19 protein-coding genes are annotated in these 14,187 nt (G+C 51.7%); 9 read left to right on the forward strand and 10 right to left on the reverse strand.

The window, feature by feature from the left end:
* Nucleotides 1–18 precede the first annotated feature (18 nt).
* Both ACSV5M_RS18620 and ACSV5M_RS18625 read right to left on the reverse strand, forming a co-directional pair.
* On the reverse strand, nucleotides 19–1,044 hold the full coding sequence (locus ACSV5M_RS18620) for an MJ1255/VC2487 family glycosyltransferase (RefSeq protein ID WP_439178052.1): 1,026 nt from the start codon (nucleotides 1,042–1,044) through the stop codon (nucleotides 19–21).
* Entirely contained in the window at nucleotides 1,041–1,580 is a 540-nt protein-coding gene (locus ACSV5M_RS18625; RefSeq protein ID WP_439178053.1) for a phosphatase PAP2 family protein, read from the reverse strand. The genes ACSV5M_RS18620 and ACSV5M_RS18625 overlap by 4 nt, the downstream gene beginning before the upstream one ends.
* A gap of 120 nt (nucleotides 1,581–1,700) precedes the next feature.
* On the opposite strand from ACSV5M_RS18625, the gene ACSV5M_RS18630 reads away from it, so the two are divergent.
* Complete coding sequence (locus ACSV5M_RS18630) at nucleotides 1,701–2,081, forward strand: diacylglycerol kinase (RefSeq protein WP_439178055.1); 381 nt, start codon at nucleotides 1,701–1,703, stop codon at nucleotides 2,079–2,081.
* Nucleotides 2,082–2,612: 531 nt separating this feature from the next.
* On the forward strand, nucleotides 2,613–3,365 hold the full coding sequence (locus tag ACSV5M_RS18635) for a VIT1/CCC1 transporter family protein (protein ID WP_439178057.1): 753 nt from the start codon (nucleotides 2,613–2,615) through the stop codon (nucleotides 3,363–3,365).
* On the opposite strand, the gene ACSV5M_RS18640 is transcribed toward ACSV5M_RS18635, so the two are convergent.
* A complete protein-coding gene (locus tag ACSV5M_RS18640; protein ID WP_439178058.1) occupies nucleotides 3,362–4,165 on the reverse strand; it encodes a class I SAM-dependent methyltransferase in 804 nt (267 codons plus the stop codon). The genes ACSV5M_RS18635 and ACSV5M_RS18640 overlap by 4 nt on opposite strands.
* 269 nt (nucleotides 4,166–4,434) lie before the next feature.
* Here ACSV5M_RS18640 and ACSV5M_RS18645 point away from each other — a divergent pair, with 269 nt between their 5' ends.
* Nucleotides 4,435–5,478, forward strand: coding sequence for a UDP-glucose--hexose-1-phosphate uridylyltransferase (locus tag ACSV5M_RS18645; RefSeq protein WP_439178059.1), 1,044 nt, complete (start codon nucleotides 4,435–4,437; stop codon nucleotides 5,476–5,478).
* Between the two features lie 6 nt (nucleotides 5,479–5,484).
* Entirely contained in the window at nucleotides 5,485–6,636 is a 1,152-nt protein-coding gene (gene galK / locus ACSV5M_RS18650) for a galactokinase (protein ID WP_439178060.1), read from the forward strand.
* Between the two features lie 9 nt (nucleotides 6,637–6,645).
* On the opposite strand, the gene ACSV5M_RS18655 is transcribed toward galK, so the two are convergent.
* Entirely contained in the window at nucleotides 6,646–6,843 is a 198-nt protein-coding gene (locus ACSV5M_RS18655; RefSeq protein WP_439178062.1) for a hypothetical protein, read from the reverse strand.
* Between the two features lie 118 nt (nucleotides 6,844–6,961).
* Between ACSV5M_RS18655 and ACSV5M_RS18660 the strand changes: the two genes are divergently transcribed.
* The 3 genes from ACSV5M_RS18660 to ACSV5M_RS18670 all read left to right on the forward strand — a co-directional run bounded on the left by ACSV5M_RS18660 (nucleotide 6,962) and on the right by ACSV5M_RS18670 (nucleotide 8,763).
* Entirely contained in the window at nucleotides 6,962–7,279 is a 318-nt protein-coding gene (locus tag ACSV5M_RS18660; protein WP_439178063.1) for a BolA family protein, read from the forward strand.
* Nucleotides 7,280–7,358: 79 nt separating this feature from the next.
* Nucleotides 7,359–8,312, forward strand: coding sequence for an oxygen-dependent tRNA uridine(34) hydroxylase TrhO (gene trhO, locus ACSV5M_RS18665; protein WP_439178064.1), 954 nt, complete (start codon nucleotides 7,359–7,361; stop codon nucleotides 8,310–8,312).
* 97 nt (nucleotides 8,313–8,409) lie between these two features.
* Nucleotides 8,410–8,763 (forward strand): hypothetical protein, encoded by a 354-nt coding sequence (locus ACSV5M_RS18670; RefSeq protein WP_439178066.1) that lies wholly within the window; start codon nucleotides 8,410–8,412, stop codon nucleotides 8,761–8,763.
* Nucleotides 8,764–8,823: 60 nt separating this feature from the next.
* Here ACSV5M_RS18670 and ACSV5M_RS18675 read toward each other — a convergent pair whose 3' ends face one another.
* The 4 genes from ACSV5M_RS18675 to fnr form a co-directional block, all read right to left on the reverse strand.
* Complete coding sequence (locus ACSV5M_RS18675) at nucleotides 8,824–9,270, reverse strand: hypothetical protein (RefSeq protein ID WP_439178068.1); 447 nt, start codon at nucleotides 9,268–9,270, stop codon at nucleotides 8,824–8,826.
* A 270-nt stretch (nucleotides 9,271–9,540) separates the two neighbouring features.
* Nucleotides 9,541–9,918: a SirB2 family protein gene (locus ACSV5M_RS18680; RefSeq protein ID WP_439178069.1), complete on the reverse strand. Its 378-nt coding sequence runs from the start codon at nucleotides 9,916–9,918 to the stop codon at nucleotides 9,541–9,543.
* Nucleotides 9,919–9,960: 42 nt separating this feature from the next.
* Nucleotides 9,961–10,560, reverse strand: coding sequence for a DUF4202 domain-containing protein (locus ACSV5M_RS18685; RefSeq protein WP_439178070.1), 600 nt, complete (start codon nucleotides 10,558–10,560; stop codon nucleotides 9,961–9,963).
* 13 nt (nucleotides 10,561–10,573) lie between these two features.
* Nucleotides 10,574–11,332 (reverse strand): fumarate/nitrate reduction transcriptional regulator Fnr, encoded by a 759-nt coding sequence (fnr, locus tag ACSV5M_RS18690; protein ID WP_439178071.1) that lies wholly within the window; start codon nucleotides 11,330–11,332, stop codon nucleotides 10,574–10,576.
* A gap of 392 nt (nucleotides 11,333–11,724) precedes the next feature.
* Here fnr and ACSV5M_RS18695 point away from each other — a divergent pair, with 392 nt between their 5' ends.
* Nucleotides 11,725–11,931 (forward strand): cold-shock protein, encoded by a 207-nt coding sequence (locus ACSV5M_RS18695; protein ID WP_087465025.1) that lies wholly within the window; start codon nucleotides 11,725–11,727, stop codon nucleotides 11,929–11,931.
* Nucleotides 11,932–12,015: 84 nt separating this feature from the next.
* Here ACSV5M_RS18695 and ACSV5M_RS18700 read toward each other — a convergent pair whose 3' ends face one another.
* Nucleotides 12,016–12,846: a glutaminyl-peptide cyclotransferase gene (locus ACSV5M_RS18700; protein WP_439178072.1), complete on the reverse strand. Its 831-nt coding sequence runs from the start codon at nucleotides 12,844–12,846 to the stop codon at nucleotides 12,016–12,018.
* Between the two features lie 68 nt (nucleotides 12,847–12,914).
* On the opposite strand from ACSV5M_RS18700, the gene ACSV5M_RS18705 reads away from it, so the two are divergent.
* Nucleotides 12,915–13,613: a DUF502 domain-containing protein gene (locus ACSV5M_RS18705; protein ID WP_439178073.1), complete on the forward strand. Its 699-nt coding sequence runs from the start codon at nucleotides 12,915–12,917 to the stop codon at nucleotides 13,611–13,613.
* A gap of 13 nt (nucleotides 13,614–13,626) precedes the next feature.
* Here the strand turns inward: ACSV5M_RS18705 and ACSV5M_RS18710 are convergent, their stop codons facing one another.
* Nucleotides 13,627–14,049: a late competence development ComFB family protein gene (locus ACSV5M_RS18710; RefSeq protein WP_439178075.1), complete on the reverse strand. Its 423-nt coding sequence runs from the start codon at nucleotides 14,047–14,049 to the stop codon at nucleotides 13,627–13,629.
* Nucleotides 14,050–14,187: the final 138 nt, after the last annotated feature.

The following is a 14,187-nucleotide window of genomic DNA, read 5'->3' on the forward strand; positions in this document are numbered from 1 at the left end:
GAGGGCTTTCAGAAGCATTTACGCCGGTAGCGTCTGCCAGAGTTCTTTTTGTAGTTGTTGAATATTCTTTCCGCCGGTTTCCATCAGCCACTTCACTAACGCTGCTGATACATCGGGGTAGGGGATAGGGTCCGGCTTGGGCAAGGGTAACCACTTGCCAATGGCGTCAATACTCAACTCTTTCGTCACCGATGCATAACCCAATTTTTGCAGTGCCAGCGCGTTGGATTTTTGCTCCATCTGCCCGGCAACCGGCTGCGTCAGAATTTTTTTACCCAACTGCAAAGCCTCGCTGGGCAACTCAAAACCGGTACTGCAAATCACGCCTTCGCAGCGGTGCAAATCCTGTTGAAAGCCTTCGCGTGAAAATGGGCGCACATGAATGTGGCCTTCATCAAACGCTTCCGGCACCGGTTGATACACGTAAAAATGATAATCAGGAAATGCACGCAATTGCGGCATGATATCCGGCAGGCCGGCAAAAGGCAGATACACCAGGTAATGCCCTGGTGTAAATTCATTTGAATATTGGGATGGCTCAACCAGTGGCGGTAAGATCGGTTGGTTAAAGTGATGCCAGTGCAAACCAATAGGTAAGGTTACCGGTGCAAAGTTACGCATAAACCATTCGACAAAAATATTACCGCCGTGCTTGGGGATATCGTAAAAGAACGCGTTCTGATGGGAGATGCCGATGACGTGCTTGCCGGCGCGTTTGGCAGCCCAGGCAGACACCGGCTCGAAATCATTGATAATAAAATCGTAACCTTCCACGTCAACTTTTTTGACGTCCTGATACAGTCGCCAGAGGTTACTGGTCAATGCCGTTTTAACGTAAAGGATTTTTCCGCTTTGCGTGGCGAAGGTCAGCCCGCGATACGCCTGGTAATCGCCGAAGGCTTCCATATCAAAAAATTTTTCTTTCGGTCTGCCTGAAAAAACCCAGTCGACCTGGGCTCCTGCGGCGGCCAAGGCTTTGGCCATGATTCTTGCGCGTGTTAAATGTCCGTTACCCGTGCCCTGAACGCCGTACAATATTCTCATAGTCCTACCAAAAGCGAGTGAATATAAATCCCCAGGAATGCACAACCGGTTCCCAAAAGTGCGCCGGCTGCAATATCGCTGGGGTAGTGCACACCGAGCAATACGCGGCTTGCGCCCACGAGGCTCGCCCACAGGTACACCGGAACAGCTACTAACGGATACAAGTGAGCAAACAAGCAGGCAAATAAAAACGCAGCCGCCGTATGGCCGGAAGGAAAACTGAATTGATCGGAAGGTGTAATCCAGGCTTCGTAAAAATCGATCTTCATCGCCGGGCGATCACGCTTGATCACATTTTTCAGCAACAAATACAAACTTACATCCAGGCCATAAGCAATCAGACCCGCCCAGAAGAAAATCGCTCCGTGAACCGGTTCGAGCAGCAGCAATGCCAATGCAACAACAAGATACAAATGGCCGTCGCCAGTGTGGGAAATCCAGCGAATGGATTTGCGATACGGAAACCGTTTGGTGACGTGCAGCCAGAGAAAAGCCAAGGTATCAATGTGGTGGACTCTTTGCAAAAAAGCATTCATAGTTTCACCGCCTTTATGACCGGTTAATTGCTACCCCGTCAGAGATACCACCAGATTATGAAACTTATGTTACACGTCGGTCTTTTCCCCGCCATTTACACCATCGGAGCACAATGACTTATGTCCAAACCTGGTAAAACCGGTATTGCCCGCGTAATTGATGCGTTTGGTTATTCCATGAAAGGCCTGGCCGCCGCCTGGCGTTTTGAAGCCGCATTTCGGCAAGAAGTCAGCCTCGCTATCATCATGATTCCCGCCGCCTTCTGGCTCGCCACCAATCACATTGAATTGATCTTGCTAATCTCCAGTGTCTTCTGGGTACTGATGGCAGAACTCGCCAACTCTTCTGTCGAAGCCGTGGTTGACCGCACTGGCCACGAACGCCACGAACTCTCCGGTCGTGCAAAAGACATCGGCTCAGCGCTGGTGTTTACCAGCTTGATATTGTTGGGCATTGTCTGGGGTGTTATTGCCGTCAATCGTTTTCATGGAGCCTTTTAGTGTCCGCGTTGGCGAAGACTGCACACTAAAATAACGCGCCTGCTCTCCGGTAATGCTGTAGCCCGAATTGTTACCAATTTGCTACAGCATGGTCTATTCTGATTATTCTTACGATCTGTCGATTGTTGCTGAAGCATCAGCAAAAGAATAATCCGGAATGACTTAACAGGTGAAGCTAAGGAGTGTTTTTTGGCAGCAAAAATAGAATGAATATTATCTTAAGTGCTGTTTGCGAAATCGCAAGATTTTCAAGTTTCCAGATTAATCGAAACTATTTTAATAACTGGATTTTTAACTGGCGACTCCGTGTTATAAAAGTACTTTTGAAAATTTTTATTTTTATATCAAAAAGTGAATTGAAATTACGAGCTCACTTTAAACAGCAGCCAAGATCACATCTAAAATAAACAATCGCATTAACTCAAGCAAAAAGTCACCCCACCGATAACCCACCATTCAACCCCTCACCCAAACGCCAAATGCGCATATACTTTTAAAACCATCCTTTCGGAACCCGCAGGAGGTTTCGTCATGCCAACGCCTAGCCATGAGCAGCTTCTTGAGGACCACCAGCCAGCCGCGGTGCGTGCCCGGCTCGCTGCGCCGGTAAAGGCGTCGACGCTTCCGGATGCGGTACTGGGGGGCATTGATGGGTGTGTCACGACGTTTGCGGTGGTGTCGGGTGCTTTTGGTGCGGGTTTTTCGCCACAGGTGGCGCTGGTATTGGGCTTTGCCAATTTGCTCGCCGATGGTTTCAGTATGGCGGTAAGTAATTACGAGGCTGGCCAGGCGCAACTGGCGCAGATTGCTAGCGTGGAGCGTACCGAGCGCGAGCATATTGCCCTGGTGCCTGATGGTGAACGCGAGGAGCTTCGCCAGTTGTTTCGCGCAAAAGGGTTCGAGGGCGAGTTGCTTGAACAAGTGGTTGATGCATTGAGTCGCGATCCTGATGTGTGGGTCGCGACCATGCTGCGGGAGGAGTATGGTCTGTCGGCTGTCGGGCTTAGTCCTCTACGTTCCGCGTTGGTGACCTTTGCTGCTTTTCTTGCGGTGGGTGCCTTGCCGTTGTTGCCGTATGCCGTGCCCGGCTTGGGTATCACCACCCAGTTCCTGGCCAGCCTTGGTTTGGCCGGTGGTGTATTTTTGGGTATCGGTATGCTGAAAAGTGCGGTGTATGGTTTACCGGCCTGGCGTTCGGGATTGCGGACGCTGCTGATGGGTACGGCAGCAGCGGGCTTGGCTTTTGGTACGGGTTTTTTTGTGGAAGGCTTACTCGGCACTTAGCCTTTGCGTTTGGCTAGATAATAAATACTGCACCCGCGACGATAAACCGCGTCACTTTCCAGCCGCTCTCCCTTCATGCCCCACAATCCCTCCACCGTAAAACCCACAGCGTTTAATTGCGCAATCTGTTTTTTGCCGCTGATGTAGTAGGTCAGCATGTTGTAGTCATGGGCGCGGTCGTTGAGGATGGCGTAGTCGTCGGTCCGGATTTGTCGGGCGCGGTGTCTGGCCGCGTTGATGATGCCTTTCACGTAGCTGATAACCCGCCGCGCCATGCGGCGTGGGTGCAATGAAAGGGGCAGGTTTTTCCAGTGATACGCGGGGTAAACCTTGCTGTCGCGGTTGTGGCTAGAAAAGATAAAAAAGCCGTTGGGTTTCAATACGCGGTGAATCTCGTGCAGGATTTTCAGTCGATTCGCATGGGAAACGTAATCAATGCCGTTATAGGAAAACCACACCATGTCAAAACGGGCGGACGCATAGGCGGACAGGTCGCGGGCGTCCTGTTGATGCAGGCTCAGGTCGGGAAAGCGGGTGGTGGCGATATCAATCATCGCCTGGGAATAGTCGATGCCCACATAGTCTTTGCATGCGCCCGCTAAAAACGTTGTGGTTCGACCTGCGCCGATACCAATATCGAGCAGCGAGGCGTGGGGAATGCTGTCGGCAAGCGCCTTCAGGATGGCATTTTCCGCCGGGACCGGTGTGTGTTCGCGGGCATATTCGAGCGCGATATCGCGGGTGAACCAGATTTGTTGATTGGTATCGCGTTGACGGGTATCGGGAATATGTTTGTTCATAGCCTGGCCTGGTAGGGGTAACAACACCCGTGCATCTCATTGCTGATGCTCGGCTAAGCCGGCTGGTCCTTTTTAAAGCGGGTCGCGAATAAGTGTTGTGGAGCTTAGCAGTTGCGGCACTGTTTACTTGGTTACTTACTGCACAATAGGGTTAATTTTGGTTAAGTATTCGGGGGGAGCGGCCCGGAAATTAGGATTTAGAAATTGTCAGATGCGGCTTTTTCGGGTAATTTATTGTCAATTTATAATATTTATATGGCTAGTATGTTATGTCCGGTAAGTTCTCCGTTAATGATCATCCGCACCGCCGTTTTAATCCCCTGACCGGTGAATGGTTGCTGGTATCGCCCCACCGTACCAAGCGGCCCTGGCAAGGGCAGCAGGAGTTGAATCAGTGGCCCGATAGCCCTGCCCATGATCCGGCGTGTTATCTCTGCCCCGGCAACGCGCGGGTGGGCGGCGAGGTCAATCCTGACTATGCCACCACCTTTGTCTTTACCAACGACTTTGCGGCCTTGATGCCCGATGTACCTGACGCGCCGGCGGGTGATGATCCGTTGTTTCAGTTGCAGGCCGAACGGGGTACCAGCCGGGTGATCTGTTTTTCTCCGGATCACAGCAAAACCTTGCCTTTGTTGAACGATGGCGAGATGCAGGCCGTTATTACCACCTGGATGGCGCAGACCGCCGAGTTGGGTCAAACCTATGCTTCGGTGCAGGTGTTTGAAAACAAAGGCGCGGTGATGGGGTGTTCCAATCCGCATCCCCACGGCCAGGTATGGGCGCAGAATCATTTGCCGACCCTGGTGCACAAAGCCGACCTCAACCAGCGCGCTTATTTTGCGCGGCACGGGCAGCCGATGCTGCTCGATTATGCGCACAAGGAAGCGCAAAAGGGCGAGCGGGTGGTGGTAGAGAATCAGGATTGGTTGGTGGTGGTGCCGTTTTGGGCCGCCTGGCCGTTTGAGACCCTGGTGTTACCCAAAGCGGTGTGCCCGCGTATCACGGATTTAACCGCGGGGCAGCAGCAGAGTTTGAGCGTGATCCTGCGCGATCTCACCGCACGTTACGATAATTTATTTGAATGTTCATTTCCCTATTCCATGGGTTGGCACGGCGCACCGTTTAATGGTGACGATCCAACGCCCTGGCAAGTACACGCGCATTTTTTCCCGCCCTTGTTGCGCAGTGCAACGGTGCGCAAGTTTATGGTGGGGTACGAAATGTTGGCTGAACCCCAGCGCGATTTATCGCCGGAGCAGGCCGCTGAGCGCTTGCGCCAGCAAAGTCCTGTTCATTTTCGCTTGAGGTAGTTGTTTGTGAATGCTCTGACATCCGCTGTTGTAAAAGAATTATTTCAGGCGCGTTTTGCAGTGGTGCCCGATGTGGTTGCCAGTGCACCCGGTCGTGTCAATTTGATTGGCGAGCACACGGATTACAACGATGGTTTTGTGTTGCCCGCCGCGATCAACTACCACACCTGGGTGGCGGCGGCGGCGCGGGATGATCGCGAACTGCACATCATCGCCCACGACTTTACTGACCAGATCGTTCGCTTTCATCTGGATGACGACATGCAGCGCGACACAATGATGCCTTGGTCCAATTACGTGCGTGGTGTGGTGCAACAATTGCGCAAAAAAGATTTCCGGCTGCGCGGCGGCAATATTTTTATTACCGGCAATGTGCCTGCCGGTGCTGGCCTGAGCAGTTCCGCCTCCCTGGAGATGGCATTGATTCGCGCGCTCACGGCATTGAGTAACGAACACGTGGAGCCCAAAGCCGCGGCCTTGATGGGGCAGGCGGCGGAGAATGAATTTGTAGGGTGTAATTGCGGCATCATGGATCAGTTGATTTCCGCCTGCGGCCAGGCCGACAGTGCGCTGCTGATTGACTGCCGCGACCTCAGCACCCGCGCCGTATCCATCCCCCCGGACTGGGACATTCTGATTGTTCATTCCGGGGTCAAACGTGGTTTGGTGGAAAGTGAATACAACCAGCGGCGAGAACAATGCGAAGCGGCGGCGCGCTATTTTAACCAACGCAGTTTGCGTGATGTTTCGTTAACGCATTTGTTGGCTGCGGAATCCGCGTTAGAGCCGCTGCTGTTTAAACGCGCGCGCCATGTGTTGACGGAAAATGCGCGCACGCTGGTGGCCGCTGAATCCTTGATGAAAGGCGATATGGGAAGCTTGTCGCGGGTGATGGCGGAGTCTCACGCCTCAATGCGTGATGATTTCAATATCACCGTGCCGGCCATCGATACACTGGTGGATATTCTTGCGACCGCCGGCCAGGGGTTGGCGGGGGTGCGGATGACCGGTGGTGGTTTTGGTGGCTGTGTTGTTGCCATAGCACCCCACGCCATCATTCCCGTGTTGATGGCAGCGGTTGAGGACTATTATCAGCAGGAAACCGGCTGTGAACCCACATTGATCTCTGCCAAGGCCAGCGCCGGGGCGTTTGCCTGAGCCAGAATATTAGTGGCGCCGTTGCGGGTCCGGCTGGCCGATAAAAGCGTAGTAGTCCTGCTCTAATGTCCGCCCGCGATTGCGGCGCTCGGTCGATTTACGGCGTTTGCGGTGATACAGGTCAAGAGGCATGTCCTTACAGGGGTCGCGATCCAAACGACGATCCATACCGCGCCGCCGATCAATAAAAAATTTGTGTTCGCTCATGCTCTTAGGTCTGGTTGGTTTAACAGGTCAGGGTAGTTCCTTGCTCCAAGTCAACAAAGTGTAGCCGGTTAAAGGTAAAATGCCGGGAAATTTTGTGACCCATGTCGGAGTTCCAGCGATGAAACCTGTCGAGAGCCAAATCCGCGCCAAGTTGAGCGCGGCCTTTCAGCCCATCCATCTGGATGTCATCAACGAAAGTCATATGCACAGTGTGCCGCCTGGTTCAGAAAGCCACTTCAAGGTGGTCCTGGTGTCGGCGGATTTTGTGGGTAAGCGCCAGGTACAGCGCCATCAATCCATCTACGCCAAACTGGCGGATGAATTGGAAGCCAGCGTTCATGCTCTGGCGTTACACACCTACAGCCCGGAGGAATGGCTGGCCAACCAGGCTGTTCCCGATTCGCCCCAGTGCCTGGGTGGTAGTAAACACGGGTAAACTGCCTCTGGCTGTACAAAAAACAAGCGTCTATAATGCGCGCCTTGCATAACCCCTGTCTTATTGAAAGTGAAGCCCTATGAGTTCAATCGTTGTTGCTGCCTTGTATAAATTTGTTGCGTTACCTGATTACCAAAGCATCGCTCCCCGCCTGAAAGACCACTGTGATCAATTGGGTTTGAAAGGGACCCTGTTACTGGCGGAAGAGGGGATTAACGGTACGGTTGCCGGCACGCGCGAGGGTATTGACGGCTTGCTCGATTACCTGAAAAGTGATCCGCGCTTCAGCGACCTGTCGCACAAGGAGTCCTACTACGAAGGCATGCCGTTTTACCGCATGAAGGTAAAGCTCAAGAAAGAAATCGTAACCATGGGCGTCAACGGCATAGATCCGCAAAAAATTGTCGGCACCTACGTCAAACCCAAAGACTGGAATGCCTTGATCAGCGATCCGGATGTGGTGGTGGTGGATACGCGCAACCATTACGAATATTCCATCGGTACCTTTGCCGGCGCGATCGATCCCAAAACCGAAACCTTTCGCCAGTTTCCGGAGTTTGTGGCCAAAAACCTCGACCCGAGTAAGCACAAAAAAGTCGCCATGTTCTGCACCGGCGGTATTCGCTGCGAAAAATCCACAGCGTATTTGAAAGAGCAGGGGTTTGATGAGGTGTATCACCTGGAAGGCGGCATCCTGAAATACCTGGAGGAAGTTCCGGAAGAGGAGAGCCTTTGGCGCGGTGAGTGCTTTGTGTTTGATAACCGCGTGGCAGTGAATCACAGCCTGCAGAAGGGCATCTACGATCAATGCCACGGCTGCCGCCATCCCATTACGGAAGACGACAAATTGTCGGCACAATACATTCCCGGCGTCAGTTGCCCGCGTTGCTACGACCAACTGACCGCGGAGCAAAAGCAGCGCTTTACCGAGCGACAAAAGCAAATTGAGCTGGCCAAGCAGCGCAATGAATTGCACATCGGTGCCTTGCCACCCGAGCGGCAAAAGCGCGCGGCAGGCTCTGGTAAGCCATAAATGAGTAGAGTTCGGTGCCATTTATAGATTGATGGCTTCGCGGTCGCCGATGCATGTGGTTTAATGCCGGCTTCATCGCAATCATGCAGAGATTTTTATGGACTTTGATGCTTGGGAGGCAGACCTTGCTGCCGGTACAGCGACTCATGCGAGTGGCTTTGTATTGAAAATCGAAGGTAACCCGCGTAATCCTTCCTCGGTTGATCCGGGGAAATTTCCCCCCGACTTGAGCTTTGCTGACCAGGCGCGACTGCTGCGCTGCGGGATGGAGTTTCTGGCTAAAGCAGCCTCGGACAACGGGGCGACGCATTACAGCAGCAAGAGCGGTTATGCGCGAGAAGATGATCCGCGTATGGCGGCCATCAAAGCGCGTGAAGCGGAAGCCAAGCGTTACGCCGAGCGCACGGATAAACCCAAGCGGTCGGTCCTGTCCCTGAAAAAAAGCAGTTGATGTGACAGACAATAAAAAACGGCGCACCCCGCGAGGGATGCGCCGTTTTTTATTAGGGGATTACAGCAGTCCGCGCAATTGCAGATCGGTACGATGGGCGTCCATCAACCGGAACATCAACTCGAATTTTTGTCCCGCCAATTCAGTGAGCTGATGGGTATCTTCAGCCGCATTCTTGGGGCGATAAATCAATGCATAAAGTTCTTTGGAGAGTGAGTCCATCGCGGTAAACAACTCCTCGGTGGTCTCCTTGGTACGGAACACCCGTCCTTGTTTGGTCATATCCAGGTACTTGTCACACTCCTGCAGCCATTCCTTGCGTTGCTCAATAAAGTTGCGAATATTCTTGATCCCCCCACGATGGCCACTGCCCAAGCGGTCTTCACGATACTTTTGCAGGCTTTTACGGGAGTTCACCAGGAAATCCACAGAGGTGGTCTTGCAGTATTTGGAATCCAGATAAGCTGGAAATTTAATATCATGCTCCGCCATGACTTTGTCACGCATACAGGTTTCGTCGCATGCAAAGGCAAAGGGTGCAATCAGAACAAGGTACAAAGAGAGCAGTGTTTTTTTCATAGTAGGGTCGCCGAATATATTTAGTTATTGCTATTTCAAGGTTCCAACGCCTGTGTGTGATATAGATCACTTTGGTTGGCGCGTCAAGCTTCGGCTATAAAAATCACTTTATTAATAATAAACTGATTGGTTTTCCCCAATTCTTATAGTGGAAAGCGTAATAATGCGCCGCCTCAAGCGGCGCTTAAGCCCTTCGCATCAGCCGAAAAAGCCAAGCGGATTTTTACTGATCGCCACACTGACAATGTAGAGGAACACGGCCATCGCCAAGATCCAGCTGCATTTTCGTACCACCGGATTGGGATTTTTAAACGCGATAACCCCCAGCACGATATACACCACCAGCAGGACGATCTTGGTCATCAGCCACGGATGATCCCCCGGGGAATAGCGCAACACACCCGCGAGCGCAAAGGCGCTGATCAGCAACAGGGTATCGATAATATGTGGCAGAATTTTGACCAGTTTTTTGTGCAGCCAGGGCGATTGTCGCCACATCCAGATACCGCGAATAAAAAAGCCCAGGAATGAAAGGGCAGCCATGGTCATATGGAGATGTTTAAGCATCAGGTACATGAGCGGGTTTCCGTTTTATGGTTGTTATACAGGGTGAGGTTATCAGTGATTCCCGGTATTCAGGGCTTTGGTGACCAATTGCAACATCGCCTCCGACAGGGGTAGGCGCAAAGCGGCTTCATGTCCGGCGGGCGACATCTTGTTCCAGGTTTTGCGGATGATATCGATGAGTTTTTCTTCGTCGTGCTTGGCTGCAAATTCTTCGAGGTAATATTCCAGAAACACCAGGCAGATCACGTCCTCCAATGCCTGTACCTCGTCATCGCGTTTTAATCCGCGCTTTAGCAACAGATCCTTGACCCGTTGGATATCAACCTCGTCATAGCCGTTGTTGCGCATGATAACGGCTGCGGTTTCACCGTGGAATTGCGCCAGATCGCTGCGCCAGCGTTTATAGCCCTGGCGATCCATGGGGTAATCGCTGCGCGGAATTTTCCAGCGGCAGATGTGTTGGCAGCGGGCGGCCAGCTGCAGGGTAATGGAGGCATTCGGACAAAAGCGCTCGAGCTGTTCACTCATCCGCACACCGTAGATCCATTCTTTGGGGACGGCCTTGCCATTAACGATCTCGTGATTCGGGTCTTGCTGGTTGGCTGTATCAAAATCAGCCAGGGTAGCCTGGAGCTGTTCGGCGGGGCTCATGGAATTCCTTAAATCATTGTTCGGTACCGTTGGCGACACTGCGCAGTTCATCGACATCATTGATCATGATGTCCTTGCGATTGACCTCAAGGATGCCTTGCTTTTGCAGGCGCGTAAAGACGCGGCTGACGGTTTCAATGGTCAGGCCGAGGAAATTACCGATGTCCGTGCGTGACATCGGCAAGGAAAATGAGGTGGCTGACAGGTGCCGACGATGATTGCGAGTGGAGATACTCAACAAGAGTGTCGCAATGCGCTGCTCTGCCGTACTTTTACTCAGCAACGTAATAATTTGCTGATCGTGATTAATCTCTCGGCTCATCAATTGAAAGAGGTGGCGTTGCAGTGAGGGAATCTTCGTGCTCAATTCTTCCACACGATGAAACGGGATTTCACAAATAGAGGCGGTTTCCAGGGCGATAACGGAGTTGGAGTAACGCTCCTCCGCCAAACCTTCCATACCTACGACTTCGCCGGGTAAATAAAAACCAGTGACTTGTTCTTCGCCGTGATCGCTCAACGTAATGGCCTTTACCGCGCCTGATCGAACAGCAAACAGGGAAAGGAAACGATCATTGGCGCGATACAAATACTCGCCTTTTTGCAAAGGTTTGCTGCGCTGGACAATGTCGTTCAGGCGGTCGATATCATCGATATGTAAACTGATAGGAAGACACAAGGTATTGAGGCGGCAGTTACCACAGGAAACTCTTTTGTCATGCGCGCAATGCGAAACGGTGGGAGCGGAATCTACGACATGGACGTGGATCATGGCGAAACCCCCGAGCGGATGTGGCCTGTAAATGCGCCCAATTGTTGCAGCTTTGGCAGATGGGGTAAATAGCTACACCGCGCTCCGCTAAGGTTTATCAAGTCTTTTGCGTCGCACACGGGTAAAAATGTGACAAATTGATGCCCCCGTGTGTCGTCTTGCGACGCTCAGTGTGCAGGCTAACGCAGCGTATTAAACAGGGCTTTACTTGGGCTTTAACTCGGGTATATAGTGCCTCGGCTGGCAAACATGCAGCATTATTTATGGTACATCGTTGTTCTAGCAGTACATCTATTAGCAACCTCGTTTTGTTCTTCATAAGTAAGATGTGATCAGTCAGCACAGATGCCAAGGTGGCAATTTTTAATTTACTCAGAGCATTGAGGTTTTTTATGTCTAAAAGTACTGGTACTGTTAAGTGGTTCAACGAGTCTAAAGGTTTCGGTTTCATCGAGAGCGATGCTGGTCAGGACGTTTTTGTTCACTACAGCGCTATCAGCGGTTCAGGTTTCAAAACCCTGGCCGAAGGTCAGAAAGTAGAGTTCGACGTTAAGCAAGGCCAAAAAGGCCCGCAAGCTGAAAACGTAATCGGTCTCTAAGTTGTACGACTGATGTACTCAAAGCCGCATTTCGATGCGGCTTTGTTGTTTCTGCGGTAAGGTTTTTTCTACGGTATTACGCAGTTATTCGGACGATTCCTCTGCCGGCTTTATCAGTTTTATCAGATACATGCTTGGCCATTTTTTACCCGTTACCCACATCCCATCACGTTCCGCATCATAGGCGATCCCATTCAATACGCTCTCGCTGGAATCGATATCCACTTGTGCGGTGAGTGCTGTGAGATCCACTGAGCCGACCACGCTGCCTGTTGCTGGATCAATCTGTACCAAACGATTCTCATGCCAGATATTGGCCCACACATACCCCGCAATAAATTCAAGCTCATTTAATCGTTGAACCGGTCGCCCCGATTCCTGCACATCAAGGGTCTTTTCCAGACTAAAATCTTCTGGTGAATGAAAGTGCAGATGTTCACTGCCATCGCTGCGGATCAATTGTTCGCCATTGTGTGTGAGCCCCCAGCCTTCGCCGCTGTAGCGCCAGCGATCAAGGACCGCGAAGGTGGTGCGGTCATAAACAAACACCGTTCCTTCCTGCCAGGTGAGCAGATACAGTTTGTCATCGAGTAATGCCAGGCCTTCGGCAAAATAGCGATCCGGTAATTTGTCTTTTTGGGTGAAGTTGGCGGTGAGTTGAGCCCATTTGTTGGCGGACTCTTCACGGGGGTAGCTGACCAGCATGGATTGGCCATACAGGCCGCTGCTTTCGTAGAAGGTATTGCCATCCAGCACCAGCCCTTGCGTAAACAGGGTGGTTTTGTGTGAACGTTGGGCCAGTATCTGGTAATCAAAATGAACCACATCGGGTGTATGTGATACCGTGGCCCCGGCATTAGCCATCAGTGGCCCGCTCAGGCAAAATAGCCAACAAAACAAGAAGATGTTTTTCACGGTGTAATCAACCTTTTATGCGCTTATTCGGCGCTTATTGTGACAGGGAAACCCTCAGAGTAAAACGTATGCAGAAAATCCAGGCGTTTCGCGACTATTTAAGACAGCGCACCGGAGCCCAGCGGCTTCAATCCTTTATCGGGTTTACGTTACTTGGCGGCTTTATGGTGGTGCTGCCGTTTGTGATTTTTCTGTTCCTGCTGGAGTGGCTGTTTAACTTTATCACCGGGATCATCAGCCCCCTGAGTGGCTGGTTGGTGAGTATCACACCATTGGCCAAATACATGGCGGATATCCTCGCCATCATTATTGTGCTGAGCACCTTCTTTGTGATTGGCTTGTTAATTAAAACCAACGTGGGGCGTTTATTACACGAGCGTTTGGACGCCTGGTTGACCAAGCTGGCTCCAGGCTACAAAACCATCCGGGAAATTATTTCGCAATTGTTAGGGGGCGAGAGTAATGCCTCATTGTTGAAGGGGCAGGTGTGTCGTGCGTACATCATGGGGCGCGCGGCGGGGGTGTCGGTGACCGGTATTGTCACGGCGATTCATGAGAATGGTGACTACACGGTGTATGTGGCAACTGCCCCGATTCCTACTTCGGGTTTTGTTTACCATTTATCGCCAGAGTGTGTGGACTTGTTGCCGCATATCAGCGTCGAGTTGGCCATGCGTACTGTTATCGCTTGTGGCAGTGGATCTCAGATTTTGTCTGAACCGCCGCCACCGCCGGTAAATAAACCCTTACCGGTTGATGGGCCGTAACGGAACACTACACTCAGTGGTCTTGATCTTTGGATTTGCGCGGCGTGGATTTTTTTGCGCCGGCTTTTTTACTGCCAGCAGATTTTTTGGCGGATTTTTTCCCGCTTGTGTCCGGTTTGGTTTCCGTTAATTCCTCACCGCGCTCGCTGGCTTGCACATAGGCAATTGCACTTTGCACGGCGATTGTCACTTTATGTTCAATCTCCAGCATTTCCTGGGGCGACATAAAAAATGTCATATCCACATCGTGGCGAATATAGCGTGGGGGCAGGCGATTCAGTGCTACGCAGGCCACGTCCGCCAGGAATTCACGGTCCCCCTTTTGCACTCGCTCGCTGGTTGCGCTGATTTCCTGCAATACCAGCCGCTCATAATAGTTATGGATAAAATCCACATCGTCATCAAGGTGGTAGTGGCGATTACCGGTCGTCAGCATGGGAGGCTCCTTGTGAATAAACCTATCCCAAAAGTATAGCCCTAAATCTCCAGCACGCATTACCCGTAGATACCATCTCTCCGATACCACCACAAGCAACCCATCAGGCCGCTTGTGGTGAGTATGCTGTTTGATGCT

This window comes from Cellvibrio sp. ARAG 10.3, assembly GCF_051846955.1.
In the GTDB taxonomy this organism is placed as follows: Bacteria; Pseudomonadota; Gammaproteobacteria; order Pseudomonadales; family Cellvibrionaceae; genus Cellvibrio.

Bases quoted from the DNA above. Each gene is read 5' to 3' on its own strand.
- ACSV5M_RS18620 (WP_439178052.1), bottom strand. From the start codon at position 1,044: ATGAGAATATTGTACGGCGTTCAGGGCACGGGTAACGGACATTTAACA.
- ACSV5M_RS18625 (WP_439178053.1), bottom strand. From the start codon at position 1,580: ATGAATGCTTTTTTGCAAAGAGTCCACCACATTGATACCTTGGCTTTT.
- ACSV5M_RS18630 (WP_439178055.1), top strand. From the start codon at position 1,701: ATGTCCAAACCTGGTAAAACCGGTATTGCCCGCGTAATTGATGCGTTT.
- ACSV5M_RS18635 (WP_439178057.1), top strand. From the start codon at position 2,613: ATGCCAACGCCTAGCCATGAGCAGCTTCTTGAGGACCACCAGCCAGCC.
- ACSV5M_RS18640 (WP_439178058.1), bottom strand. From the start codon at position 4,165: ATGAACAAACATATTCCCGATACCCGTCAACGCGATACCAATCAACAA.
- ACSV5M_RS18645 (WP_439178059.1), top strand. From the start codon at position 4,435: ATGTCCGGTAAGTTCTCCGTTAATGATCATCCGCACCGCCGTTTTAAT.
- ACSV5M_RS18655 (WP_439178062.1), bottom strand. From the start codon at position 6,843: ATGAGCGAACACAAATTTTTTATTGATCGGCGGCGCGGTATGGATCGT.
- ACSV5M_RS18660 (WP_439178063.1), top strand. From the start codon at position 6,962: ATGAAACCTGTCGAGAGCCAAATCCGCGCCAAGTTGAGCGCGGCCTTT.
- trhO (WP_439178064.1), top strand. From the start codon at position 7,359: ATGAGTTCAATCGTTGTTGCTGCCTTGTATAAATTTGTTGCGTTACCT.
- ACSV5M_RS18670 (WP_439178066.1), top strand. From the start codon at position 8,410: ATGGACTTTGATGCTTGGGAGGCAGACCTTGCTGCCGGTACAGCGACT.
- ACSV5M_RS18675 (WP_439178068.1), bottom strand. From the start codon at position 9,270: ATGCGTGACAAAGTCATGGCGGAGCATGATATTAAATTTCCAGCTTAT.
- ACSV5M_RS18680 (WP_439178069.1), bottom strand. From the start codon at position 9,918: ATGTACCTGATGCTTAAACATCTCCATATGACCATGGCTGCCCTTTCA.
- ACSV5M_RS18685 (WP_439178070.1), bottom strand. From the start codon at position 10,560: ATGAGCCCCGCCGAACAGCTCCAGGCTACCCTGGCTGATTTTGATACA.
- fnr (WP_439178071.1), bottom strand. From the start codon at position 11,332: ATGATCCACGTCCATGTCGTAGATTCCGCTCCCACCGTTTCGCATTGC.
- ACSV5M_RS18695 (WP_087465025.1), top strand. From the start codon at position 11,725: ATGTCTAAAAGTACTGGTACTGTTAAGTGGTTCAACGAGTCTAAAGGT.
- ACSV5M_RS18705 (WP_439178073.1), top strand. From the start codon at position 12,915: ATGCAGAAAATCCAGGCGTTTCGCGACTATTTAAGACAGCGCACCGGA.
- ACSV5M_RS18710 (WP_439178075.1), bottom strand. From the start codon at position 14,049: ATGCTGACGACCGGTAATCGCCACTACCACCTTGATGACGATGTGGAT.